The organism is Variovorax sp. PDC80, from assembly GCF_900115375.1.
GTDB lineage: Bacteria > Pseudomonadota > Gammaproteobacteria > Burkholderiales > Burkholderiaceae_C > Variovorax.
In genome coordinates this window covers 174,170-198,381 of record NZ_FOWG01000012.1, presented here as the reverse complement: position 1 = coordinate 198,381, position 24,212 = coordinate 174,170, and the positions used below count along the sequence as shown (strand labels likewise).

Here is a 24,212-nt window from a genome sequence, read left to right as displayed (position 1 = left end):
AGTAGCCAATTCTTTTCATGGCGGCTTAAAGTGCCGGCATGAACGCCCCGATTTCCGCCGACCAGATCCGTGCCCTGCTGCTCGACGAGGCAGCGCTGTCGCACGACCCCGATCCCGCCGAGACCGCCGAATGGCGCGAGTCCTTCCTCGCGCTGGCGCAGGTCCATGGCCCGCAGCGCGCGCGCCAGATGCTCGACGAACTCGCGCGGCTCGCGCGCCAGCAGCGCATCGGCTGGCAGCCGGAGCTGTCGACGCCGTACGTCAACACCATCGCGGCCGAGGACCAGCCGCCGTTCCCGGGCGACCTCGCCGTCGAGGAGAAGCTGGCCTCGCTGATGCGCTGGAACGCGCTCGCGATGGTGGCCAAGGCCAACCAGGCCTATGGCGAGCTCGGCGGCCACATCGCGAGCTATGCGAGCGCGGCCGACCTGTTCGAGACCGGCTTCAACCATTTCTTCCATGCGCGCAGCGCGGCCCATGGCGGCGACCTCGTGTTCTTCCAGCCGCACAGCGCGCCGGGCGTCTATGCGCGCGCCTACCTCGAAGGGCGCCTGAGCGAAGGCGACCTCGCGCACTACCGCCAGGAACTCACCGCGCCCGCCTTCGTCGACGGCAGCGGCGCGCGCGGCCTGTGCAGCTACCCGCATCCCTACCTGATGCCGGACTTCTGGCAGTTCCCCACCGGCTCGATGGGCATCGGCCCGATCAGCTCGATCTATCACGCGCGCTTCATGCGCTACCTCTCGCACCGCAACCTGCTGAACTGCGAGGAGGGCCGCAAGGAGGATGGAACACCCGTCGACAAGCGACGGGTGTGGGGCGTGTTCGGCGACGGCGAGATGGACGAGCCCGAATCGATGAGCGCGCTGACCCTGGCCGCGCGCGAGAAGCTCGACAACCTCGTGTGGGTGGTCAACTGCAACCTGCAGCGCCTCGACGGTCCGGTGCGCGGCAACGGCCGCATCATCGACGAGCTCGAGAAGCTGTTCGCGGGCGCCGGCTGGAACGTGATCAAGCTGGTCTGGGGCAGCGACTGGGACGGCCTGTTCGCGCGCGACACCAGCGGCGCGCTGGCGCGCGCCTTCGCCGCCACCGTCGACGGCCAGATGCAGACCTTCGCGGCCAAGGACGGCCGCTTCAACCGCGACAACTTCTTCGGCCAGAACCCCGAGCTCGCGCGCCTGGCCGAGGGCATGACCGACGAGCAGATCGACCGCCTCAAGCGCGGCGGCCACGACCTCGTGAAGATCCATGCCGCCTATGCCGCGGCCGCCGCCCACAAGGGCCGGCCCACCGTGATCCTGGCCCACACCAAGAAGGGCTACGGCATGGGCAGCGCGGCCCAGGGCAAGATGACCACGCACTCGCACAAGAAGATGGGCGAGGTCGACCTGATCGAGTTCCGCGACCGCTTCGACCTGCCGCTGAGCGACGCGCAGGCCGCCGCCATGGACTTCTACCGCCCGGCCGAGGACAGCGCCGAGATGCGCTACCTGCGCCAGCACCGCGAGGCGCTCGGCGGCGCCATGCCGCGCCGCGAGACCGCCTGTGAAGCGGTGGCCAAGCCCGACATCGCGAACTACGCGCAGTTCGCGGTCGCGGCCGCCGGCAAGGAGATGAGCACCACCATGGCCTTCGTGCGCCTGCTGGGCAACCTGCTCAAGGACAAGGCGCTGGGCCCGCGCATCGTGCCGATCGTGGCCGACGAGGCGCGCACCTTCGGCATGGCGAACCTGTTCAAGCAGGTCGGCATCTATTCGAGCGTGGGCCAGCGCTACGCGCCCGAGGACATCGGCTCGGTGCTCAGCTACCGCGAGGCCACCGACGGCCAGATCCTCGAGGAAGGCATCAGCGAAGCCGGCGCCATCGCGAGCTGGACCGCCGCGGCCACCAGCTACAGCGTGCACGGCCTGGCGATGCTGCCGTTCTACATCTACTACTCGATGTTCGGCTTCCAGCGCGTGGGCGACGCGATCTGGGCCGCGGCCGACCAGCGCGCGCGCGGCTTCCTGCTCGGCGCCACCTCGGGGCGCACCACGCTTGGCGGCGAGGGCCTGCAGCACCAGGACGGCAGCAGCCACCTCGTGGCCGCGACCATTCCCAACTGCAAGGCCTACGACCCGGCCTACGCGGGCGAGATGGCCGTGATCGTCGACGCGGGCATCCGCGAGATGATGGTCGAGCAGCAGGACGTGTTCTATTACGTCACGCTGATGAACGAGAACTACGCGCAGCCCGACGTGCCCGCGGGCGCCGAGGCCGACATCCTGCGCGGCTGCTATCGCTTCGGCACCTACGCGCCGGCCTCGGGCAAGGCGAAGAAGAAGGTCACGCTGATGGGCTCGGGCGCGATCCTCACCGAGGTCGTGAAGGCCGCGCAGCTGCTGGCCGACGAGGGCATCGAGGCCGAGGTGTTCAGCGTCACGAGCTGGAGCGAGCTCGCGCGCGACGGCCTGGCCTGCGAGCAGCGCGCGATCTCGGGCGAGGAGGCGGGCGAGGAAGCCGGCGAGTCCTTCGTCGCGCGCCAGCTCGGCCAGGGCAAGGCGCCGATCGTCGCCGCCACCGACTACGTGCGCGCCGTGCCCGAGAGCATCCGCGCCTTCCTGCCCGCGGGCCGCCGCTACCTCACGCTGGGCACCGACGGCTTCGGGCGCAGCGACACGCGCGCCGCCCTGCGCGGCTTCTTCGGCGTCGACGCGCAGAGCATCGCGAAGGCCGCACGGCACGCGCTGGGCTGATCCCGCCACACCGGCCGGCCACGCCGAAAGTGGCCGGATCCGTGGGGTCGTTGTCGTTGCAGCCAATCGCGGCGCGCATGACACTGCCCGCATGCAAACACCGCGCGCCATCGCCTGCACGATCTACCCCGATGTCCAGGTGCTGGACGTCACCGGTCCGCTGCAGGTGTTCGCCTCGGCCAACGTCGAGCTGCAGCGCCAGGGCCGCCCCGCCGGCTACTCGCTGCACCTGCTGGCCGACGCGGCCGGGCCGGTGGCCTGCTCGGCCGGCTTCTCGCTGCTGGCCGAGGCCGCGCGCGAGGATGAGGACCCTGCGCGCTTCGACACCGTGCTCGTGCCCGGCGGCTGGGGCGCCGAGGCCCAGTTGCGCAACGCGCCGCTGCTGGCCTGGCTCCAGCGCGCCGAGCCGCGCGTGCGGCGCCTCGGCTCGGTCTGCTCGGGCGCTTTGATCCTCGCGCAGGCCGGCCTGCTCGACGGCCGTCTCGCCACCACCCACTGGGACAGCGTCGAGGCGCTGCGCACGCGCCATCCCGCGGTCGAGGTGGCGGCCGACCGGCTCCATACCTACGACCCCAGCGGGCGCGAGGGCGACGGCCATGTCTTCACCTCGGCCGGCGTCACCACCGGCATCGACCTCGCGCTGGCGCTGGTCGAGCACGACCTCGGCCGCGCGATCGCGCTGGCGGTGGCGCGCCGGCTCGTGATGTTCCTGCGCCGACCCGGCGGGCAGGCGCAGTTCAGCCGCTTCCTCGCGCCCGAGGCCACGCATGCGCCGCGGCTGTCGTCGCTGCTCGAATGGATTCCGGGCCAGCTCGCGGGCGATCTCTCGCTCGAGGTGCTGGCCGAGCGCGCCTGCATGCCGCCGCGCACCCTGAGCCGCGTGTTCCGGCGCGAGCTCGGCATGACGCCCGGCCACTATGTCGAGCGGGTGCGCGTCGAGGCCGCCTCGGCATTGCTGGCCCATGCGCAGACCTCGGTGTCGACCGTGGCGCGGCTGTGCGGCTTCGGCCATCCCGAGACGCTGCGGCGCAGCTTCCACAAGCACCTCGCCGTGAGCCCGCAGGCCTTCGCCGAGCGCTTCGGCGCGGGCGCGCCGCGCGCCGGGAGTTGAGCGATGCAGCTGCTGCGCAATCCCGCGATCCGCCTGCTGTTCCTGGGCCAGGCGCTCTACTGGTCGTGCTCGATCATCGGCATCACGCTGACCTCGGTCGCGGGTCTGCGGCTCGCGCCCTGGCCCGCGCTGGCCACCCTGCCGCTCGCCCTGCTGGTGCTCGGCAACCTCGCGGCCGTGTCGCCGCTGTCGATGTTCATGCAGCGACGCGGCCGCCGCCACGGCCTGATGGGCGGCGCGCTGCTCGGCGTGGTGGGCGGGCTGGTCTGCGCCACGGGCCTGGGGCTCGGCAGCTTCGCGGTGTTCTGCCTCGGCGCCGCCTGCATCGGCGGCTACCAGGCCTCGGCCGGCTTCTACCGCTATGCCGCGCTCGAGGCGGTCGAGCCGCGCCACAAGGGCCGCGCCGCCGCGCTGGTGGTCGGCGGCGGCGTCTGCGCGGCGGTGTTCGCGCCCGCCATCGCGGTCTGGACGCGCAATGCGCTGCCCGTGCCCTTCGCGGGCGCCTACCTCGCGATCGCGGTGCTCGCGCTGTGCGGCGTGGCCGCCATGTCGCGGCTGCGCGAAGGCGCGGCGCCGCCGGCCGTGGCGCGCGGCTGGGCCCAGATGCGCGCGCTGTTCGCGCGGCCGATGCTGCGCGCCGCCATCCTCATGACCGCCATCGGCCACGGCCTCATGGTGCTGGCGATGAACGCCACCCCACTCGCGATGGACTTCTGCGGCTTCTCCGCCGCCGCGGCCGCCCAGGTGATCCAGTGGCACGTGCTCGGCATGTTCGCTCCGGCCTTCTTCGCCGGCGCGCTGGTCGACCGCTGGGGCAGCCGCCGCGTCGCGATGCTGGGCTCGGCGATCCTCGCGACCAGCGCCGCGGTCGCGCTCTCGGGCCAGGACTTCGCGCACTTCCTCGCGAGCTCGCTGCTGCTGGGCCTGGGCTGGAACCTGATGCTGATCGCCGGCACCACGCTGCTGGCCGAGGCGCACGCCGAGCACGAGCGCGGACCCGCGCAGGCGCTGATGGAGCTGAGCAACGGCACCACGGCCGTGCTGATGTCCTTCGGCTCGGGCGCGCTGCTCGCGGGCGTGGGCTGGATCGCGATCAACCTCGCGATGCTGCCGCTGCTGGCGTTCGCGCTGACGCTGTTGTGGCTCAACGCGCGGCCGGTGGCGGAGCGGGCCTAGATCGCTTGTTGGACCGGTCTCGCGGGCCAGTCCGCGGGCGGCGCGATGACTTCGAGCGCCTGCAAGGCGAATGTCTTGCGCGGCGTGCGGTTGCGCAGCCGAGCTTCGCGCACCTTGACCCTGGCGCGGACATGCCGATGCAGAGGCGCCAGTCCCTCTTGAAGCGAGTGCTCCATGGCGGAACGCGTCACCGTGCCGACCACCACGCTCCGATCGCCATGCAGGCGCAGTTCGAAGCGCGACGAATACTCGGCCCAGCCGATGACCTCGCCTTCGAGCATCTCGACGCGGTCTTCGATGGTCATCGCCTCGGCGCGTTGGCGTGCGCGTCGAACGGCTTGCGTCGAGAGTTCGAAGTCCCGCTCGCCTTCGACGAGGCGAAGACTGGCGCCCTCGTCGTCGAGCAGCTTGAAGAACTCCTGCAAGGTTCCGAGCTGGCGGTTGTCCACGTCCGCCGAGGCTTCGTCGAACAGGGCGTCGTCCGCCGCCGCCATGCGGGACAGGGTATCGGCCACGTGATCCACCGCGTCCTTGAGCGGTGCATCGCTGCTGGCAGGTTCGCTGCCCTGCAGCACGAAACCGAACGAGCCGCGTACGACGTCGGTGACCAGCAACTGGGTGTCGTCGCTCATCGGCACGCGGCCACGCGAAGAGAGCGGACCTGTCTCGGCGGCCGCATAGCGCTGACTCACGAGTTTCTGAAACTTGCCGATGGCCTGCGTCCCGAACGACGCCTTGATGCCATTCGAGCCCACGACCGGGCGCCCCCCGAAGAACAAGGCCACGCCGACGGGTGCGTTCGTGCCTGCTTCCGACAATTCGGTCAGTTCCTTTTCGAGGCGCGCGACGCGCTGGGCATATTGATGCACCGCGATCGGATCGTCGTGCGCCTGCCCGTCCGCCAGCAGCTGACGAACCTGCGCCAGGTCAGCCTGCAGGAATTGCTTCTCAAGTTGAGCCAGCATTCGGTTCTCCTTGGTGCATGAGTCGATCGAGCATCACTCGGGCGGAGTGATCGTCGGAATCCATGGGCAATTGCAGCATGCCTTTCCACAGGGCATCGCCGCGGCGATGAGAAAACAAACCATACCAATAGCGCGTCTGCTGCACCAACCGCTCCGGTGAGGTGGTCAGGTTGATGATGCTGGTGTCGCAGTGAAACCCCTGCTTGCAGCGCTCGTGATCGAAGAGATCGGGGCGCTCGTCCATTATCCGATTGATCTCCGTCTTGCTCATTCCCTGCGGCGGGTAGGCGAAGCTCACGACGTCGATGTCCCGAGGTGGGCGACCTTCGCGTGCCTCGATATCCTCGACGAAACTGCCATCGAGCCACTGAAAGCCTTCGACGAACCCGATGTCGCGGAGTTCGGCGCGATAGCGCAACAGGCCGTCGAGGATGGTGCACCGCGCCGTGCCGATCGCGAAGCGCTGCACCATTTCGCAGGCCGACACCAAGTAAGGCGAGCTGTGCGCGCCACTCAACCGCTCGCCCTCGAACGGCGGCAGCACGTGCGAATGATTGAAGGTCGGAATCACGAGCGGCAGCATAGCGAGCGGGCCCCACGGCGCCACTCGACGTGCAGGAAATGCCCGCGGGAAATGCGCCGAACTGCGCGCTTGCCTTCATCCGCATGCGATGGCATCCCGCCAGCGGGCCTGCGTTAGAGTCGCAGCCCATTCATGACCGCCCGCTTCCAATCGCTCGCCCCCGCCGTCCGCCTGGCCGATCAGGTGGCCGATGCGCTGGCGGCCGAGGTGCGCAGCGGTCGCTTGTCCGAAGGCGACCGGCTGCCGACCGAGTCCGCGCTGGCCGAGCAGTTCGGCGTCAGCCGCACGGTGGTGCGCGAGGCGGTGTCGCGGCTCAAGTCGCTCGAGCTGGTCGACTCGCGCCAGGGCAGCGGCGTGTATGTGCGCGCGGCCGGGGTCGAGCCGTTGCGCTTCGAGATGCCGCACGTGGCCTCGCGCGAGGCGGTGATCCAGATGGTCGAGCTGCGCCGCGCGCTCGAGGCCGAGGTGGCGGCGCTGGCGGCCGAACGCCGCACCGACGAGGACGTGCGCCGCATCCGCGACGCGATCGCGGCGCTGCATGCGGCCGTGGCCGTGGGGGGCAACGGCGCCGAGGAGGACGTGCGCTTCCACCGCGCCATCGCCGAGGCCGCGCGCAACCCGTTCCTGATCGGCACCCTGCAGTACCTGCGCCAGTTCCTGCACGGCGCCACCCGCGTCACGCGCGCCAACGAGGCGCGCCGCGCCGACTTCGCGCGCGAGGTGGCGCAGGAGCATGCGCGCATCGTCGAGGCGATCGAGGCCGGCGATGCGCTGCGCGCGCGCGAGGCCGCCAAGACCCACATGGACAACGCGATCCGCCGCATCGAGCAGGCCGACCCGGCCTTCTGGCAGCAGGAGGGCGCGCAGCTCGCGCGGCCGCTGGTCGAGGGGCTGCAGGAGAGCGGCGCGGCCGGCAAGGGGCGGCGCAAGAAGGCCTCCTGAGGGGCGGGCTGGAATTCGGTGCGAGACAAAGTCATCTCAAATTTGTATGATGACCTGACAAATCATCCAGTCCCTTCCTTCCATGACCACTTCCTCCCCTCCCGTCGTGGGCCTCGTGGGCCTCGGCGCCATGGGCGCCGGCATGGCGCAGTCGCTGCGCCGCGCGGGCCATGCGCCGCACGTGTTCGACCTGCGCCGCGAGGCCGCGCAGGCCTTCGCGCGCGACGGCGGCACCGCCTGCGACACGCTGGCCGCGCTCGGTGCCGCCAGCGATATCGTGATCTCGGTCGTCGTGAACGCGCAGCAGACCGAGGCGGTGCTGTTCGGCGACGGCGGCACGCCGGGCTGCGCGGCCTCGATGAAGCCCGGCAGCCTGTTCGTGATGTGCTCGACGGTCGACCCCAACTGGTCGGTGGCGCTCGAGGCGCGGCTCGCGACGCTCGGCCTGCTCTACCTCGACGCGCCGATCTCGGGCGGCGCCGCCAAGGCTGCGAGCGGCCAGATGACGATGATGACCGCCGGCACGCCCGCGGCCTACGCCAAGGCCGGCGGCGTGCTCGACGCGATGGCCGCCAAGGTCTACCGGCTCGGCGACAGCGCGGGCGCGGGCAGCAAGGTGAAGGTCATCAACCAGCTGCTGGCCGGCGTGCACATCGCGGCCGCGGCCGAGGCGATGGCGCTGGGCCTGCGCGAGGGCGTGGACCCGGCCGCGCTCTACGAGGTCATCACCCACAGCGCGGGCAACAGCTGGATGTTCGAGAACCGCATGGCGCACGTGCTCGCGGGCGACTACACGCCGCTGTCGGCGGTCGACATCTTCGTGAAGGACCTGGGCCTGGTGCTCGACGTGGCGCGCGCCAGCAAGTTTCCGCTGCCGCTGTCGTCCACCGCGCACCAGATGTTCATGCAGGCCTCGACCGCGGGCCATGCGCGCGAGGACGACAGCGCGGTGATCAAGATCTTCCCGGGCATCGAGCTGCCGGCCGCGAAAGGAAATGCCTCGTGAGCGAACACAGGACCGTCGACACGCCGCTGCTGCGCATCGGCTACGAGGAGTGGAACGCCGCCGGCGCCGCCACCGTGGTGCTGGTGCACGGCTGGCCCGACAGCCCGCGCGGCTGGCATGGCGTGGCCGCGCGCCTGGCCGCTGCCGGCTGGCGCGTGCTGCTGCCCGCGCTGCGCGGCTTCGCGCCCACGCGCTTCCTGCATGCGGACACGCCGCGCAGCGGCCAGCTCTCGGCGCTGGGCCGCGACCTGCTCGACTTCATCGATGCGCTGGGGCTCGAGCGCCCCGCGCTGGTCGGCCACGACTGGGGCGCCCGCGCGGTGGCCAATGCCTGCGGGCTGCGCCCCGGCGTGGCGAGCGCGCTGGCGCTCCTGTCGGTGGGCTACGGCACCAACGCGCCGGGCCAGCCGGTGCCGCTCGAGCAGGCGCGCAACTACTGGTACCACTGGTACATGGCCACGCCGCGCGGCGAGCGCACGGTGCACGACGACCGTCTCGCCTTCACGCGCATGATGTGGCGCACCTGGGGCCCGCCCGGCTGGTACGACGAGGCCGAGTTCGACACTACGGCCGCTGCCTTCGAGGGCGAGGACTGGGCCCGCGTGGTGGTGCATTCGTACCGCCATCGCTGGGGCTACGCGCCCGGCGATCCGCACTACGCGGCCGACGACGCGGCGCTCGATCCCGCGCCCGTGCTGTCGGCGCCCGCGCTGGTGCTGCACGGCGCGGCCGATGCGTGCAATCATCCGGACAGCTCGGCGGGCAAGGAGCGCTTCTTCAGCGGTCCCTACCGCCGCGAGCTGCTGGACGGCGTGGGCCACTTCCCGCAGCGCGAGGCGCCCGAGGCGGTGGCCGATGCGCTGCTGCGCTTCCTGCCGGCCCTCTGACCCACTTGCGAACGACCACCGAGACAAGACGACCATGAACATCCTCATCACCGGCGGCTGCGGCTTCCTCGGCGCGCGCCTCGCGCGCACGCTGCTCGCCCAGGGACCGCTGGCACTGGCCGGCGCCGCGCCGCAACCCATCGAACGCATCGTGCTGGCCGACCGCGTGGCGCCGCCGGCCGACCTCGCGGCCGACGCGCGCGTGCAGTTCCTGCAGGGCGACCTGCTCGAGCAGGCGCACAGCGGCACGCTGCCGATCGCGGGCAGCCAGCTCGTGTTCCACCTGGCGGCCGCCGTCAGCGGCGAATGCGAGGCCGACTTCGACCTCGGCATGCGCAGCAACCTCGACACCACGCGCGCGCTGCTCGAGGCCGCGCGCCGCGCCGGCCATGCGCCGGTGTTCGTGTTCTCGAGCTCGGTCGCGGTGTTCGGCGATTCGCCCGAGCAGCGGCTGCCGGCGCTGATCGAGGACACGACGCTGCCCACGCCGCAGAACAGCTACGGCATCCAGAAGTTCGTCGGCGAACAACTGGTGGCCGACTTCACGCGCAAGGGCTTCGTGCAGGGCCGCAACGTGCGGCTGATGACGGTGTCGGTGCGCCCGGGCCGGCCCAACGGCGCGGCCTCGAGCTTCCTCAGTGGCATGCTGCGCGAACCACTGGCGGGCGAGCGCGCGCGCTGCCCGGTCGCGCCCGACACGCCGGTGGCGCTGGCCTCGCCCGGCAACACCATCGCGGGCATCGTGCGCGCGGCCACGGCCAGCGGTGCCGAATGGGGTGCACGCACAGCGGTCAACCTGCCCGCGCTGACCACCACCGTGCGCGAGATGGCGCAGGCGCTCGAGCGCATCGCGGGCACCGAGGCGACGAGCCTGATCGACTGGGAGCCCGACGCGGCGATCGCGAAGATCGTCACGAGCTGGCCCAGCCGCGTGCATGCGGCGCGTGCCGAGGCGCTGGGCCTGAAGGCCGATGCCAGCTTCGACGCGATCCTGCGCGACTACGTGCGCGAGAACCCGCAGGCGGTCAAGCTCGCGGTGAAGGGCTGAGCGATGGCGAAGCTGCTGCTCGGCTGCATCGCCGACGATTTCACCGGCGCCACCGACCTCGCCAACAACCTGGTGCGCGCGGGCATGCGCGTGGTGCAGACGATCGGCGTGCCCGAGGGCCCGCTGGCCGTCGAGGTGGATGCGGTGGTGGTCGCGCTCAAGTCGCGCACCATCGCGCCGGCCGAGGCCAGCGCGCAGTCGCTCGAGGCGCTGCGCTGGCTGCAGGCGCAGGGCGCGCAACAGATCTACTTCAAGTACTGCTCGACCTTCGACAGCACGCCGCAGGGCAACATCGGCCCGGTGACCGAGGCGCTGATGGAGGCGCTGGGCTGCGACTTCACGATCGCCACGCCGGCCTTCCCCGACAACAAGCGCACGGTGTTCAAGGGCTACCTGTTCGCGGGCGAGGTGCTGCTCAACGAGAGCGGCATGCAGAACCATCCGCTGACGCCGATGACCGACCCGAACCTGGTGCGAGTGCTGCAGGCGCAGTGCCGGCGCAAGGTGGGGCTGATCGATCACGCGGTGGTGGCGCGCGGCGCGCAAGCGATCGAGGCGCGCATCGCGCAGCTGAAGGCCGAGGGCGTGTCGATCGCGATCGTCGACGCGGTGTCGAACGACGACCTGCTGCGCATGGGCCCGGCGCTCGCGAAGCTGCCGCTGGTCACCGCGGGCTCGGGCGTGGCCATCGGCCTGCCGGCCAATTTCGGGCTCACGCCCTCCTCGCAGGCCAGCGCGTTGCCGAAGGCCGGCGGCCGCACGGCAGTGGTGTCGGGCAGCTGCTCGCTGGCCACCAACCGGCAGGTGCTCGACTTCATCGGCCGTGGCGGCGCGGCATTGGCCATCGATCCGCTGCGCATCGCGGCCGGTGTCGACGTCGCGGCCGAGACGTTGGCGTGGGCCGCGCCGCTGATCGACAAGGGGCCGGTGCTCGTCTACTCCACGGCCGAAGCCGGTGCCGTGAAGTCGGTGCAAGGCCAACTGGGCGTGGAAGAGGCCGGCGCGATGGTCGAGCGCACCATCGCCGCGATCGCGCGCGGGCTGGTCGAGCGTGGTGTGCGCCAGCTCGTGGTGGCGGGCGGCGAAACCTCCGGGGCCTGCGTGCAGGCGCTCGGCATCGCGCAATTGCAGATCGGGCCGCAGATCGATCCGGGGGTGCCGTGGTGTCATGCGCGTTCCTCGTTGTCGCCGGACACTGGGGTGCATATCGCCTTGAAGTCGGGGAACTTTGGGGGGGATGATTTCTTTACCAAGGCGTTTGCGGTGTTGGGGTGATCTTGGGGTGTCGACAGGCCGGGGCGGGCGTGCGCCGATGGGGTACTCCCCTCCGCGAATGTCCCCCGCCTTCGGCTCCTCCTTAATTTCGCTGCGGGGAGTACCCCATCGACGCACGCCAGACGCGCTGCGCTCGATCGGCCGGCACAACCCGAGCGCCTCCGTGCACAGGGCAGTGGGTGCTTCCCGCAGCGAAATCAAGGAGGAGGCCGAAGGCCGGGGGACATTCGCGGAGGGAAGTACCCGCTGTCCTGTGCACGCGCCCCGACCGATCCAACCGCAGCAAACAACCATGACCGAAACAAAAGCAAGAGAAGAAATCTGCCGCACAGCCAAAAGCCTGTTCGATCGTGGCTACGTCCACGCTACGGCCGGCAACATCAGCGTGCGCCTGGAAGACGGTGGCTTCCTCATCACGCCGACCGATGCCTGCCTGGGCTTCCTCGACCCCGCGCGGCTCGCGAGGCTCGACGCGCAGGGCCAGCAGATCAGTGGCGACCGTGCCAGCAAGACCATCGCGCTGCACATGCGCATCTACGAAGCAGCGAGAGCTTTCGATGCCGATACCGCCTGCGTGATCCACACCCACAGCAGTCACTGCGTTGCACTCACCTTGAGTGGAACCAGCGACGAACTGCTGCCCGCCCTCACGCCTTACTTCGTGATGAAGGTCGGCCACGTGCCGCGCATCCACTATCACCGCCCGGGTGCGCCCGAAGCGGCGGCCGAGGTCGCGCGGGTCATCGCGCAGCGCGGCACGGCCGGTGTGCCGATCCGCGCCGTGATGCTCGACCGCCTCGGCCCCAACGTGTGGCACGACACCCCCACCGCCGCGATGGCCGTGCTCGAGGAACTCGAGGAGACCGCCAGGCTCCACCTCATGACGCGCGACCATGCCACGCCACCCGCACCGCTGTCGCCCGAACAGATCGCCGAACTGCGCGCGACCTTCGGCGCGCGCTGGTGACTCCGTTCGAGACCACAATCGCCAGAACCTACAAGAGACACGCCATGCCACGCTTCGCCGCCAACCTCTCGATGCTCTATCCCGAGCTGGACTTCCTCGACCGCTTCGATGCCGCCGCGAAGGACGGCTTCGAGGCCGTCGAGTACCTGTTTCCCTATGCCTTCTCCAAGGAGGACATCGTCGCGCGCCTCCAGCACAACGGCCTGCAGCAGGTGCTCTTCAACGGCCCGCCCGGCAATTGGGAGGGCGGAGAACGCGGCCTGGCCTGCCTGCCGGGGCGCGATGCCGAGTTCCGCGAAGGCATTGCCAAGGCCATCGACTACGCGGTCGCGCTCGACTGCCCGCGCATCCACGTCATGGCCGGGCTGGTGCCCGAGGGCCTCACGGCCGATGCCGTGCAGCAGGTGTACGTCGACAACCTGCGCTGGGCCGCCGAGGAGGCCGCGAAGGCCGGGCGCGACGTGCTGATCGAGCCGATCAACACGCGCGACATCCCGCGCTTCTTCCTCAACCGCCAGGACCATGCGCATGCCATCGTCGAAAGCATCGGCGCGCCCAACCTCAAGGTGCAGATGGACCTCTACCACTGCCAGATCGTCGAGGGCGACGTCGCCATGAAGCTGCGCCAGTACCTGCCCACCGGCCGCGTCGGCCACATCCAGATCGCCGGCGTGCCCGAGCGGCACGAGCCCGACATCGGCGAGCAGAACTATCCCTACCTGTTCCAGGTGATCGACGAGGTGTCGTCGCAATCCGGCTGGCAGGGCTGGGTCGGCTGCGAATACCGGCCGCGGCGCGGCAGCGAACCCGGCGGCACTTCGGCCGGGCTGGGCTGGCTGCGCGCGTGGCGCGAGGCGCAGTGAAGCTCGAGGCACTGCGCATCCCGAAGCCGTTGCGCGGCTTCGCGTCGGAGGCCGAGCTGTTCGACCTGGTGCTGGACGGCGATCGCGTGGCCTCGGTCGCGCCGAGCGCGCGGCAGGATTCGGCGCGCGGCATCGTGCTGAGCGCCTGCGTCGACGCGCATGCGCACATCGACAAGAACTACACCGTGCAGGAAGTGGGCGCGGCGCAAGGCAACCTGTTCGCGGCCATCGAGCGCATGAACGGCCACCGCGCCGGCTGGACCGCCGAATCGCTGCGCCCGCGCATGGAGCGCGCGCTCGAGGACGCCTGGCGCAGCGGCACGCGCGCGCTGCGCACCCACCTCGACTGGGTGCAGCCCGAGGCGCCGGTCTCGCTCGCGGTATTCGAGGCGTTGCGCGAAGCCTGGCGCGGCCGCGTCGAGCTGCAGTTCGTCTCGCTCACGCCGCTCGACCTGTTCGCCGATGCCGAGGCCGGCGAGCGCATCGCGCGCGAGGTGGCGCGCGCGCGCGGTTCGCTCGGCGCCTTCGTCTACCGCAACGAGGCCCTGCTGCCCAAGCTCGACCGCGTGTTCGAGCTCGCGCACAAGCACGGGCTGTCGCTCGACTTCCATGTCGACGAGGGCCTCGATGCCGACGCCAGCGGCCTGCGTGCCATCGCGCAGCTGGTGCGTGCGCGCGGCTTCACGGGCCGGGTGGTCTGCGGCCATGCCTGCTCGCTCTCGGTGCAGGACGATGCCGTGGCGCACGAAACCCTGGCGCTGTGCGCGGGCGCGGGCCTGCACCTGGTCGCGCTGCCCACCACCAATCTCTACCTGCAGGGCGCCTGGGACCGCACGCCGGTGCCGCGCGGCATCACGCGCATCCGCGAGGCCGCGGCACGCGGCTTGCGTGCGAGCCTGGCCACGGACAACGTGCAGGACGCCTTCTATCCCTACGGCAGCTACGACCTCGTCGAGACCTTCGGCCTCGGCGTGCAGGTCGCGCACCTCGCGCCGGCGCTCGACTGGATCGACAGCATCACGCTCGCGCCGGCGCAGGCGCTCGGGCTGGCCTGGGACGGTCGCATCGCCGCGGGTTGTCCGGCCGACCTGGTGGTGCTGGCCGCCACCGACGAACACGAACTCATCGACCCGCGCGGCCGCCGCCGCAGCGTCATCCGCGCGGGCCGGATCCTGGAGCACACCGCATGAGCATGGGCAAGCCGATGGCCAACTATGCCGCCGCCAAGCGCGTCGGCGATTTCGTCTACATGAGCGGCGTGGTCGCCGTCGACCCGGCCACGCGCCGCGCGGTCGCCGGCTACGACGCCATTCCCGAGGCCGGGCGCAGCGCGCTGCAGGGCCTGGGCTACGCCACCGGCCAGATGTCGGTCGACGTGTTCGAGGCGCCGATCGTGGCGCAGAGCTGGTTCGTGCTGGAGCGCATCCGCCAGATCGCGGCCGAGCACGGCGGCACCATGGAGGACGTGGTGAAGCTGTTGCAGTACTTCCGCCACCTGCCGCATTACGCCTTCTACAACCGCGTGCGCGGCCTGTTTTACCCGGGCGAGCCGCCGGTCAGCACGGTGGTGGAGGTGTCGCGCTTCCTGCCGGGCGACGAGGTGCTGGTGGAGGTCGAGGCCACCATGTACCTGCCGGTGCGCGCTACCTGACGCCCGCGCCCTTGAACAGGAACGCCGTCACCTGCTCGACCAGGTAATCGCGGTCCTGCGCGTCGCCGTGCTGCGCGGTGTTGCGGAAGTACGCGGCCTGCGTGGCGTGGTCGGCATAGAACTGCGTCACGGCCCAGATGTGGAACAGCACCAGCATCGGGTCGGCCTCGTCCATCAGCCCCTGGTCCATCCAGTTGCGGATCACGGCGGCGGCCTGGTCGGTGCGCTGCTTGCTCGTGTCCATCAGGGTGTTGAGCACCGGCGCGCCGCGCAGCATCTCGGCCGTGAAGATGCGCGAGCGCAGCGGGTGCTCGAACGAGAACGCCATCTTGCGGCGGATCAGGTCGCCGAGCACCTTGCGCGGGCCCAGGGCCTCGTCGTCGAAGCCGAAGACCACGATCCAGTCGGTGAGGATGTCCTGCAGGATCTGCCGGTACAGCGCCTCCTTGCTGTCGATGTAGTAGTGCAGCTGCGCCTTCGAGAGCCCGGCCTTGTCGGCGATCGCCTGCGTCGAGGCGCCGGCCAGGCCCTCGCTCGCGAACACCTCGATCGCGGCCTGGTTGATCACGCCGAGCACCTGCGCGTACTTGCGCGAGCGCCCGCGCGTGGCGGGGCCCTCGGCGTCCTCGGCGGTGTCGACGGCGGTGGTCCTGGCCATGCGCGGTCTCAGAGCTGCACCACCAGCTCGGCCCCCTTGGCGCGCGAGCAGCACAGTGCCACCTTGTGGCGCCGCTCGCTGCCCGTGAGGCAGAAGTCGCGGTGCTCGGCGCCCTCGCCTTCGGCGCCGACCACGCAGGTGCCGCACAGTCCCTGCTCGCACGACACCGGGATGTCGATGCCGACCTCGTGCAGCGCGTCGACCGCGGTCTGGTCGGCCGCCACCGGCACCACGATGCCACGCTGCGCGAGCCGCAGCACGAAGGGCTGGCCCGCGGTGGCGGCGGCATCGGTGGGCGCGGCGAAGTACTCGGCGTGGATCGCGTCCTCGGGCCACTGCGCGGCGGCGGCCGCGTCGCGCACCGCCTGCATGAAGCCGCCGGGGCCGCAGACATAGAGATGCGCGGCGCCGGCATGCGTCGCCAGCAGCGCGCGCAGGTCGATGCGCTGCGAGGCGTCGCCCTGGTCGAGGTGCAGCCGCACGTGCGGCGCCAGCGCCGGATCGCGCAGCGCCTCGGCGAAGGCCAGGTGCTCCTCGGCGCGCGCGAACACGCACAGCGTGAAGCCCTCGCCGCGCGCGGCCAGCGCCTGCGCCATCGCCAGCAGCGGCGTCATGCCGATGCCGCCGGCCAGCAGCAGGTGATGGCGCGCCCGCGCCTGCAGCGGGAAGGTGTTGCGCGGCGTGCTGATCGGCAGCAGGTCGCCCTCGCGCACGCGCTCGTGCATCGAGGCCGAGCCGCCGCGGCTCGCGGCCTCGCGCTTCACGCCGATCAGGTAGGACGAGACGGCGCCCGCCGAGGGCGCGCGCGCCAGCGAGTACTGGCGCGAGAAGCCGCCGGGCATGTGCACGTCGATGTGCGCGCCGGCCTCGTAGCCGGGCAGCGCGCGGCCCCAGGGATGGGTCAGCTCGAAGGCCAGGATTTCGGGCGTCTGGCGCGCGATGCGCGTCACGCGGACGGTGAGCGTGCGTTCGAGGCTCATGGTGTTTTCTCCCGGATCGTTGGGGTCGTGGTCACAGCGTTTGCAGCTTGCGCGCCACGCGCTCGATGAAGCGCGTGCGGTCGAGCGCGGTCACGGCGTTCATGTCGTGCAGCTGCAGCCAGGTCACCTTGCAGCGCCAGGCGAACAGGGCGCGCAGCGCGCGCGTGAACAGCCGCCGCCCGGGGTCGCCGATGATCATCACGAACCAGCGCGGCGAGCCGCCCGTGGTGACCACCGTGAGGCGCTGGATGTGGCGCATGCCCGAGCGCGCGGCCTGGCCCTTGCGCTCGGCCGGCAGGAAGGCCACGCCGGGCAACCACACCCGCTCCAGCCAGCCCTTGAGCATCGAGGGCGGTCCGTGGAACCAGGTGGGATAGACGAACACCAGGTGCTCGGCCCACAGCAGCGCCTCGACGTGGGGTTGCACGCGTTCGCGGATCAATTGGGTGTTGTCGAGGTACGCGATGCGTTCCTCGCGGGTCAGCGTCGGGTCGAAGCCCTCGGCGTACAGGTCGATGGCCCGGACCTGGTGGCGGGGTTCGAGGGCGGCGAGCGCCGTGCGGTAGAGCGCGTGGTTGAAGCTGTCAGGGTTCGGATGGCAATGAACGACGAGCGTTTTCATGAGAGGGCCGGTTCGCCGATAGGACCTGTTAACGCTATGCAAGGGGTCGCGAAGCTCGCCAGAGCCCGCCCATCAAGGCGCGCGACGACGCGTGTGCGTCCGCACACGCTAGGAGCGCAACGCCGAGGGGCGGGCTCTGGCGAGCTTCCCTCCGGGTTGCCCCGCAAAGGGGCCGTCTGCGGCGTTGCCCGCGCTTGCAAGGCGCCAGCCTTGCTGCGCGCGGGCGCCTTGCATCCAGCCCCTTTGCGGGGCAACGCGACCCCTTGCATAGCGTTAACAGGTCCTAGGCGGCAATACGGGGTCAGAGCCCAGCGAATGAAGAGCCGCACGGTGCCTTATGGCATCCCAGGCGCCGGCATCTGACCCCGGCGCAAGCACCGCGCGGCCCGCGGAGAAATCGGTGTGGTCGTGGATCGGAGCCTTGGTCGCGGCTTACTTGCCCGTGAGCTTCTTGCGCACGTCCAGGCCCACGCCCTTGTTGACGAACTGGGTGGTGACCACCTTCGACAGGTCGACCTCGCCGGGTTTGTAGAGGCCGGCCTTGACCATCTTGTCGTAGAAGTCCTTCACGCGCGCCTCGTCCATCGCGCCGATGCCCTTGGTCAGCGACTCGCCGCTGTCGACGATGCCCATCTTCTTCATGAGCTCGATCGAGCCCTGCAGCGCGGCCACGGGCGAGTCGGGGTTGGTCTTGGCGATCAGCTCGTTGGCGGCCTTGTTGTCGCCGTAGAGGTAGTTGTTCCAGCCGATGATCGAGGCCTCGACGAACTTGCGCACCGTCTCGGGCTTGGTCTTCACGAGGTCGGCGCGCGTCTCGATGGTGGTCGAGTAGGTCGAGAAGCCGTTGTCGGCCAGCAGCTGCACCACCGGGTCGAAGCCGGCCTGGGCCTTGATCGACAGCGGCTCGGAGATCGCGTAGCCCTGCTGGATCGACTTCTTGTCGGCCAGGAACGGACCCACGTTGAAGGTGTAGGGCTTGAGCTGCGAATCCTTGAAGCCGTGCTCCGACTTCATCCACTGCCAGAAGCTGAACTGGCCGTCCTTGCCGATGAAGGCCACGGGCGCCTTGGTCATGTCCTTGAAGGTGTCGAAGCCCTGGCCCGGGTGCGCGAACATGGCCTGCGGGTCCTTCTGGAAGAAGGCCGCGACCACCACCGTGGGCACGCCGTTCTTCACGTTGTCGAAGGACTGCAGCAGGTTGCCGGTCATCAGGAAGTCGATCTTGCCGGCCGGCAGCATCGGCCGGTTGTTGACCATCGGGCCGCCCTGCTGGATCTCGACGTCGAGGCCGTACTTCTTGTAGGTGCCGTCCACCAGCGCCTGGTAGAAGCCGCCATGGCCGGCCTGCGCCTTCCAGTTGGTGGCGAACACGACCTTCTCCTGCGCCTGCGCGGCGAAGGCGGCGGTCAGCGCCAGGCCGAGGGCCAGGCTGCCGAGCGGGCGGATGCGGAAAGCGGGGATGCGCATGAGGACGTGCTCCTGTGGAGGTTTCTTGAAAAAGGACGGGACGCGAAGCCTAAATCTTTTCAGCCCTCGGTGGCCATGTCAGGGGTCCAGCCGCGCGTCTTGCCGGGGTTCATCAGCCCCATCGGGTCGCTGCGCTTCTTGAACTCGATCTGCTGCGTGTCGATGGTCTTCATGCCGCCGTCCTCGATGGTCACCACGTGCGGGTTGAAGATCTTGCAGCCGCCCTGCGACTCGATCTCGCGGATCAGCTCGTACTGGCGCGCCTCGCCGGTCCAGCGCACCAGAAGGATGCCGAAGGTGCCGGCCTCGCCGCCCGCGCGCGCGAAGTCCTGGTGCTGCAGCACCTCGTCGCCGAAGATCTCGAGGTGGCGCTCGACCACCGCGGGATCGAAGGGCTGCGCATAGGCCACCTGCAGGTAGGTCCAGCCGCGGTCCATCTTGAGCGCCTGCAGCGTCGTGTGGTTGAACGCGCATTCGTAGGCCGGCGGCAGGCCGGCCGCGAGCAGCTCGGCCTCGGTGCCGGCCAGCGCGATGTGGCCGCCGTGCGCGGCCGCGAGCGCGCGAAAGTCTTCCATCGACCCGGGCGCGACCATCGTGAAGACCGCATGCCGGTCGGCGGGAAAGTGCTCGCCCATCGCCGTGTAGTAGGGCGAGAAGCGCGCCTCCACGGTCGACAGCAGGAACAGGTCGAGATCGGGCGTGCTGGCCGCAATGCTGAAATCGAGCGCCGCGCGGTAGCGCTCGAACAGCACCGTGCAGTGCACCCAGTCGACGGCCGGGCTCAGCGCCACCTCCACGTCGAGGATCACGCCGTTGGTGCCGTAGGCATGGTGCACCTGCTGGATCTCGTCGCCCGCCAGCTCGATCACGCGCGGCTCGCGCTCCACCGTCATCACGCGCGCGCGCAGCAGGTTGCCGGGGTCGCGCAGGATGCCGTGTCGGAACGAGCCGATGCCGCCGAAGCCGCCCGCGATGAAGCCGCCGATGCTGGCCACGTGCCAGGTCGAGGGCCACATGCGCAGCGCCTGGCCGGTCTCGCGCGCGGCCAGGTCGATGTCGTGCATGCGCGCGCCGGCCTCCACCCGCATGCGGCCGTCGCCGATGTCGAGCACGCGGCACAGCTGCGTCACGTCCATCACCAGGCCGCCCTCGAGCGGCACGCACTGGCCGTAGTTGCCGGTGCCGCCCGCGCGCACCGTGAGCGGCAGCTTCCACTTGGCGGCGGTGGCGCAGACCTGGCGCACGTCGTCCTCGGTGCCGACCTTCACGACCAGCTCGGCCACGCAGCCCGAGAGCTGGGCCGTGAGGATCGGGCTGTACCAGAAGAAGTCCTTCGACAGCTGCTTGCGCTGGCCCGGCGCGGTGACCAGGTTCAGGCCCGCGAGGTCGCGGCGCACCGCGTCCCAGTCGATGGCCGGGGCGAGCGAGGTCCTAGCGTTCACGGCGCATTTCGCTTTCATGCCAGTGGCCCAGCACCAGGCGCGACAGCGCGGCGAAGACGATGAAGATCACGATCCCGAGCAGCGACACCAGCAGCAGCGCCGCGAACATCATCGGGATCTCGGTGCGGAAGCTCGACTCGAGGATGCGCGAGGCCAGCCCGGTTTCCTTGCCGGCCGTGCCCGCGGTGAACTCGGCCACCACCGCGCCGATCAGGCTCAGGCCGCCCGCGATCTTCAGGCCCGCCATGAAGTAGGGCAGCGCGCTGGGCGCGAGCAGGTAGCGGAAGGTCTGCCAGGGCGAGGCCTTGTAGAGCTGGAACAGGTCGCGCAGGTTGCTGTCGGCGCTCTTGAGGCCCACCACCGTGTTCGACAGGATCGGGAAGAAGGCCACGATCCAGGCGCACAGCAGCAGTGCCGCGGTGGTGCTCGAGACGTAGATCAGGATCAGCGGCGCGATCGCGATGATCGGCGTGACCTGCAGGATCACGGCGATCGGGAACAGCCCGATCTCCACCCACTTGAACAGCGCGAAGGCGATCGCCAGCAGCACGCCACCGACGATGGCCGCGGCCAGCGCGAGCAGCGTGAGCCGCACGGTGAACCACAGCGCGCTCGACAGCGTGTCCCAGTTGTCGAACAGCGTCTTCAGGATCAGCGAGGGCGCGGGCAGGATGTAGTGCGGGATGTTGTTGGCGCGCACGGTCCATTCCCACAGCAGCAGCAGCGCGCCGACCACCACGGCAGGCACCACGATGCGCAGCAGCGATTCGCGCCGGCGCTGCCGGTCCTCGTGGGCGCGCTGGGCGTCGGCCGAGGGCGTGGCGAGGTCGTCGTCGTGCAGGGCGGGAGCAGCGGACGCAACGGGGACCGCGGTCTCAGTGATCGATGTCGACGCCATGCAGGGCTCCATGCAGGGATTGGGACACCGCGGTGCAGTGCGCGTTGTAGCGGCTCGAGGTGCGGAAGGCCTCGCCGCGCGGGTAGGGCTCGTCGATGCGGATCTCGTCGATCACGCGGCCCGGGCGCGCGGCCATCACCACGATGCGGTTCGAGAGATAGACCGACTCGTAGACGCTGTGCGTGACGAACACCACCGAGAAGCGGTGCTCGCGCCAGATCGCGAGCAGGTCGTTGTTGAGCTTGATGCGCGTCATCTCGTCGAGCGCGGCGAAGGGCTCGTCCATCAGCAGCAGGCGCGGGTGCGTGACCAGCGCGCGTGCGATCGACACCCGCATCTTCATGCCGCCCGAGAGCTCGCGCGGATAGACGTCGGCGAAGCGCGAGAGCCCGACCATCTCGAGCACCTGCTGCACGACGGGCGCGGCGGCGTCGCGCTTCATGCCCGCGAGCTTGAGCGGCAGCCAGACGTTGTCGAACACCTTGGCCCAGGGCATCAGCGTCGGTTCCTGGAACACGAAGCCCAGGTCGCGGTCGGTGCGCGCCGCGGCGCCGCCGGTCCAGGCCATCTCGCCGCTGCTGGCGCGCGTGAGGCCGGCGATCAGCCGCAGCGCCGTGCTCTTGCCGCAGCCCGAGGGGCCGAGGAAGCTGATGAAGTCGTGCGCGCCGATGTCGAGCGACATGCCCTGCAGCGCGAGCGTGCCGTTGGCGAAGCGCTTGCCGACGTTGCGCAGCCGGACCAGCGGCGCTTCGGCATCGGGGGTGGATGGCGTGGTGCTTTCCATGGGGTGTTCCGGAGGGCGTGGCGGGGCGCGAGCCTAGCGCCAGGCCGGCTCGTTGGCCAGGCGCGACAGCGGGAAGCGGTCGACCTCGTGCAGCAGGTCGACGAAGCGCCGGCCCACGTGGTCGAGCACCGCGGCGCCCTTCTCGGCGGTGGCGCGGGTGGCGTCGCCGGCCGCGCCCATCGGGTTGATGTCGTGCATCTGCCAGCCGAGCTTGCCGCTGGGCGTGATCGAGAGGTACTTGTTCTCGGCCGCCAGGTCCTCGGTCATCGAGTGGAAGTTGCGGAACTGGTCGGCGCGCACGTAGTCGGGCGTGAGGTGCAGCATCACCGAGCTCTCGAGGTCGCCGGCGTGGATGCCGTGCCTGCCCTCGTGCGCGGTGAACAGGCCCTCGGGCAGGCCCAGCGTGTACCAGTTGGCGGCCACGACCATCATCCCGTGCGCTTCGCGCAGGTCGCGCGCCACGATGTCCATCACGCTCATCTGGCCGCCGTGGCTGTTGTAGAGCACCAGCTTGCGCACGCCGGCGCGCGCCACGCAGGCGCCGATGTCGGTCCACATCGCGATCAGCGTGCTGGCCGAGACCGTCAGCGTGCCCGGGTAGCGCGAGTGCTCGTTGCTCTTGCCGTAGGGCACCGTGGGCAGGAACAGCACGGGCAGGTCGTCGGGCAGGTGGGGGAGCGTGGCGCGCACCATGCCGTCGATGGTGGCAGTGTCGGTCGACATCGGCAGGTGCGGACCATGCTGCTCGGTGGCGCCCACCGGCAGCACGGCGATCAGCCGTTCGCGGTCGAGGCGGGAGAACTCTTCGCTGGTCAGGTCCGACCAGAAGCGGCTGCGCAGGGTGACCGGGTTCATCGGGGTGGTCCTCGTTCGTGGCGACGGCGCGGATGATGACCTAAATTATCCGAATGGTCAAAAAAAGTCGCGTCAGGGTTTTCCTCGGCCTGCCGCCCCGCGCTCGGGTCGCCGCGCTCAGGTCGTCGCCACCCCGGACTTGCGCCACGGCCACGGCAGCAGCAGGCAGGCGCCGACCAGCGTCACGCCGCCGGCCAGCGCGCAGAACACCTCGACCGGGAAGCGCGGCACCACGCTGCCGAGCAGGAACGAGACCGAGAAGATGCCGAGGTTGAGCAGGCTCGCGTGGTACGAGTTGATGGTGCCGCGGTAGCGCTGCGACAGCGCGCTGAGCCGCGCATGGTGCAGCGGTCCCGCGCAGCCGTAGCCGAAGGCCCAGGGCAGGCCGAGCAGCACCAGCTGCGTGGTCGAGCCCACCGGCAGCGCCAGGCCCAGCAGGCCCGCCGCCGCGGCCAGCGCCGCCAGCGGCAGCGCGGCCTCGCCGAGCGCGCGCTGCAGCCGGCCGCTGGCCAGGTTGCCGGCGATCACGGCCAGGCCGAACAGGCCGGCGATCAGGCCGGTGTCGGTCGACGACAGCACCAGCTTGCGCGCCGCCACTTCGGCCACCACCGCGCCGAAGCCCGCCACCCAGCCGAGCCAGAGGTAGCTGACTGCGAGCCGCCGCCGCACGCCGGGCGTGCGCAGCGCCTGCGCGTGCGTGGCGAGAAAGCCCGCATGCGACGCGGCCGCGGGCACGCGCTGCACGAAGGCGCGCGTCACCGCGAGAAAGGCCAGCGCGGCCATCGCCGCCAGCGTGTAGTAGGCCGAGCGCCAGCCCGCGGTGTCGCTCAGCCAGCCGGCCGCCACCGGCGTGAGCACGAAGGCCAGCATCAGGCCGACGAAGACATGGCTGAGTCGGCGGCCGATCTGCTCGGGCGGCGATTCGTCGGCCACCAGCGACAGCGCATTGGGCTGGATCAGACCCGCGCACAGCCCGGCCAGCGCCGACAGCACAATCGCCACCGCCAGGCTCGGCGCGCTCGGGAGCGCGGCGCTCAGCAGCGCGAAGCCCAGCAGCCCGGCCTGCAGCGGCCGCCGGCGGCCCCAGCGGTCCGACAGCGGCCCGGCGATCAGCGCGAAGGCGCCGTAGGCGAGCCCGTAGGCGGCCGGCAGGTAGGCGATGGCGCTCGAGCGCACGCCGAGGTCGGCGCTCATCGCGCCCATCATCGGACCGGCCACCACCTCGGCCGAGCCGATGAGGAACAGGCAGCAGAACAGCGTGGCGACCTGGGTCGTCTTCATGGCGTCAGGGGGC

At 70.6% G+C, this 24,212-nt stretch carries 23 protein-coding genes; 12 read left to right on the top strand and 11 right to left on the bottom strand.

Annotated features, from left to right (window positions below; translation table 11 throughout):
• The first annotated feature begins 38 nt into the window (after window positions 1–38).
• The 3 genes from mdeB (at window position 39) to BM109_RS30525 (ending at window position 5,025) form a co-directional block, all read left to right on the top strand.
• Window positions 39–2,738 (top strand): alpha-ketoglutarate dehydrogenase, encoded by a 2,700-nt coding sequence (gene mdeB, locus BM109_RS30535; protein ID WP_093351386.1) that lies wholly within the window; start codon window positions 39–41, stop codon window positions 2,736–2,738.
• 91 nt (window positions 2,739–2,829) lie between these two features.
• A complete protein-coding gene (locus tag BM109_RS30530) occupies window positions 2,830–3,849 on the top strand; it encodes a GlxA family transcriptional regulator (protein ID WP_093351384.1) in 1,020 nt (339 codons plus the stop codon).
• Between the two features lie 3 nt (window positions 3,850–3,852).
• A complete protein-coding gene (locus tag BM109_RS30525) occupies window positions 3,853–5,025 on the top strand; it encodes an MFS transporter (RefSeq protein ID WP_093351381.1) in 1,173 nt (390 codons plus the stop codon).
• Here BM109_RS30525 and BM109_RS30520 read toward each other — a convergent pair.
• The gene (locus BM109_RS30520; RefSeq protein ID WP_093351378.1) at window positions 5,022–5,990 is read right to left on the bottom strand and encodes a hypothetical protein; all 969 of its coding nucleotides are present in this window, start codon (window positions 5,988–5,990) and stop codon (window positions 5,022–5,024) included. The genes BM109_RS30525 and BM109_RS30520 overlap by 4 nt on opposite strands.
• Window positions 5,974–6,561, bottom strand: coding sequence for a DUF6932 family protein (locus BM109_RS30515; protein WP_177239499.1), 588 nt, complete (start codon window positions 6,559–6,561; stop codon window positions 5,974–5,976). Before BM109_RS30515 ends, BM109_RS30520 begins: the two co-directional genes overlap by 17 nt.
• 144 nt (window positions 6,562–6,705) lie before the next feature.
• On the opposite strand from BM109_RS30515, the gene BM109_RS30510 reads away from it, so the two are divergent.
• The 9 genes from BM109_RS30510 to BM109_RS30470 all read left to right on the top strand — a co-directional run bounded on the left by BM109_RS30510 (window position 6,706) and on the right by BM109_RS30470 (window position 15,212).
• Entirely contained in the window at window positions 6,706–7,515 is an 810-nt protein-coding gene (locus BM109_RS30510; protein WP_093351373.1) for a FadR/GntR family transcriptional regulator, read from the top strand.
• Window positions 7,516–7,597: 82 nt separating this feature from the next.
• Window positions 7,598–8,521: an L-threonate dehydrogenase gene (gene ltnD / locus BM109_RS30505; protein WP_093351371.1), complete on the top strand. Its 924-nt coding sequence runs from the start codon at window positions 7,598–7,600 to the stop codon at window positions 8,519–8,521.
• Window positions 8,518–9,408: an alpha/beta fold hydrolase gene (locus BM109_RS30500; RefSeq protein ID WP_093351368.1), complete on the top strand. Its 891-nt coding sequence runs from the start codon at window positions 8,518–8,520 to the stop codon at window positions 9,406–9,408. The genes ltnD and BM109_RS30500 overlap by 4 nt, the downstream gene beginning before the upstream one ends.
• 34 nt (window positions 9,409–9,442) lie before the next feature.
• A complete protein-coding gene (gene denD, locus BM109_RS30495; RefSeq protein ID WP_093351366.1) occupies window positions 9,443–10,456 on the top strand; it encodes a D-erythronate dehydrogenase in 1,014 nt (337 codons plus the stop codon).
• Between the two features lie 3 nt (window positions 10,457–10,459).
• Window positions 10,460–11,731 (top strand): 3-oxo-tetronate kinase, encoded by a 1,272-nt coding sequence (gene otnK, locus BM109_RS30490; RefSeq protein WP_093351363.1) that lies wholly within the window; start codon window positions 10,460–10,462, stop codon window positions 11,729–11,731.
• A 292-nt stretch (window positions 11,732–12,023) separates the two neighbouring features.
• Window positions 12,024–12,698, top strand: a complete 675-nt coding sequence (locus tag BM109_RS30485; protein WP_093351361.1) for a class II aldolase/adducin family protein — start codon at window positions 12,024–12,026, stop codon at window positions 12,696–12,698.
• A gap of 44 nt (window positions 12,699–12,742) precedes the next feature.
• Window positions 12,743–13,561, top strand: a complete 819-nt coding sequence (gene otnI / locus BM109_RS30480; RefSeq protein WP_093351358.1) for a 2-oxo-tetronate isomerase — start codon at window positions 12,743–12,745, stop codon at window positions 13,559–13,561.
• Window positions 13,543–14,751, top strand: coding sequence for an amidohydrolase family protein (locus BM109_RS30475; protein WP_256222874.1), 1,209 nt, complete (start codon window positions 13,543–13,545; stop codon window positions 14,749–14,751). Before otnI ends, BM109_RS30475 begins: the two co-directional genes overlap by 19 nt.
• Window positions 14,748–15,212: a RidA family protein gene (locus tag BM109_RS30470; RefSeq protein WP_093351356.1), complete on the top strand. Its 465-nt coding sequence runs from the start codon at window positions 14,748–14,750 to the stop codon at window positions 15,210–15,212. Before BM109_RS30475 ends, BM109_RS30470 begins: the two co-directional genes overlap by 4 nt.
• Here the strand turns inward: BM109_RS30470 and BM109_RS30465 are convergent.
• From BM109_RS30465 to BM109_RS30425, 9 genes are all read right to left on the bottom strand, one after another.
• Complete coding sequence (locus tag BM109_RS30465) at window positions 15,205–15,870, bottom strand: TetR family transcriptional regulator C-terminal domain-containing protein (RefSeq protein ID WP_093351353.1); 666 nt, start codon at window positions 15,868–15,870, stop codon at window positions 15,205–15,207. The genes BM109_RS30470 and BM109_RS30465 overlap by 8 nt on opposite strands.
• 8 nt (window positions 15,871–15,878) lie before the next feature.
• On the bottom strand, window positions 15,879–16,850 hold the full coding sequence (locus BM109_RS30460; RefSeq protein ID WP_093351350.1) for a PDR/VanB family oxidoreductase: 972 nt from the start codon (window positions 16,848–16,850) through the stop codon (window positions 15,879–15,881).
• A gap of 31 nt (window positions 16,851–16,881) precedes the next feature.
• Complete coding sequence (locus BM109_RS30455) at window positions 16,882–17,472, bottom strand: NAD(P)H-dependent oxidoreductase (RefSeq protein WP_093351348.1); 591 nt, start codon at window positions 17,470–17,472, stop codon at window positions 16,882–16,884.
• 432 nt (window positions 17,473–17,904) lie between these two features.
• A complete protein-coding gene (locus BM109_RS30450; RefSeq protein WP_093351345.1) occupies window positions 17,905–18,939 on the bottom strand; it encodes an ABC transporter substrate-binding protein in 1,035 nt (344 codons plus the stop codon).
• Between the two features lie 59 nt (window positions 18,940–18,998).
• Window positions 18,999–20,399 (bottom strand): FAD-binding oxidoreductase, encoded by a 1,401-nt coding sequence (locus BM109_RS30445; protein WP_093351343.1) that lies wholly within the window; start codon window positions 20,397–20,399, stop codon window positions 18,999–19,001.
• Entirely contained in the window at window positions 20,371–21,279 is a 909-nt protein-coding gene (locus BM109_RS30440) for an ABC transporter permease (protein ID WP_177239498.1), read from the bottom strand. The genes BM109_RS30445 and BM109_RS30440 overlap by 29 nt, the downstream gene beginning before the upstream one ends.
• Window positions 21,257–22,063, bottom strand: coding sequence for an ABC transporter ATP-binding protein (locus tag BM109_RS30435; protein WP_093351340.1), 807 nt, complete (start codon window positions 22,061–22,063; stop codon window positions 21,257–21,259). The genes BM109_RS30440 and BM109_RS30435 overlap by 23 nt, the downstream gene beginning before the upstream one ends.
• 33 nt (window positions 22,064–22,096) lie before the next feature.
• Complete coding sequence (locus BM109_RS30430; RefSeq protein ID WP_093351337.1) at window positions 22,097–22,918, bottom strand: creatininase family protein; 822 nt, start codon at window positions 22,916–22,918, stop codon at window positions 22,097–22,099.
• Between the two features lie 117 nt (window positions 22,919–23,035).
• A complete protein-coding gene (locus BM109_RS30425) occupies window positions 23,036–24,199 on the bottom strand; it encodes an MFS transporter (protein WP_093351335.1) in 1,164 nt (387 codons plus the stop codon).
• Window positions 24,200–24,212: the final 13 nt, after the last annotated feature.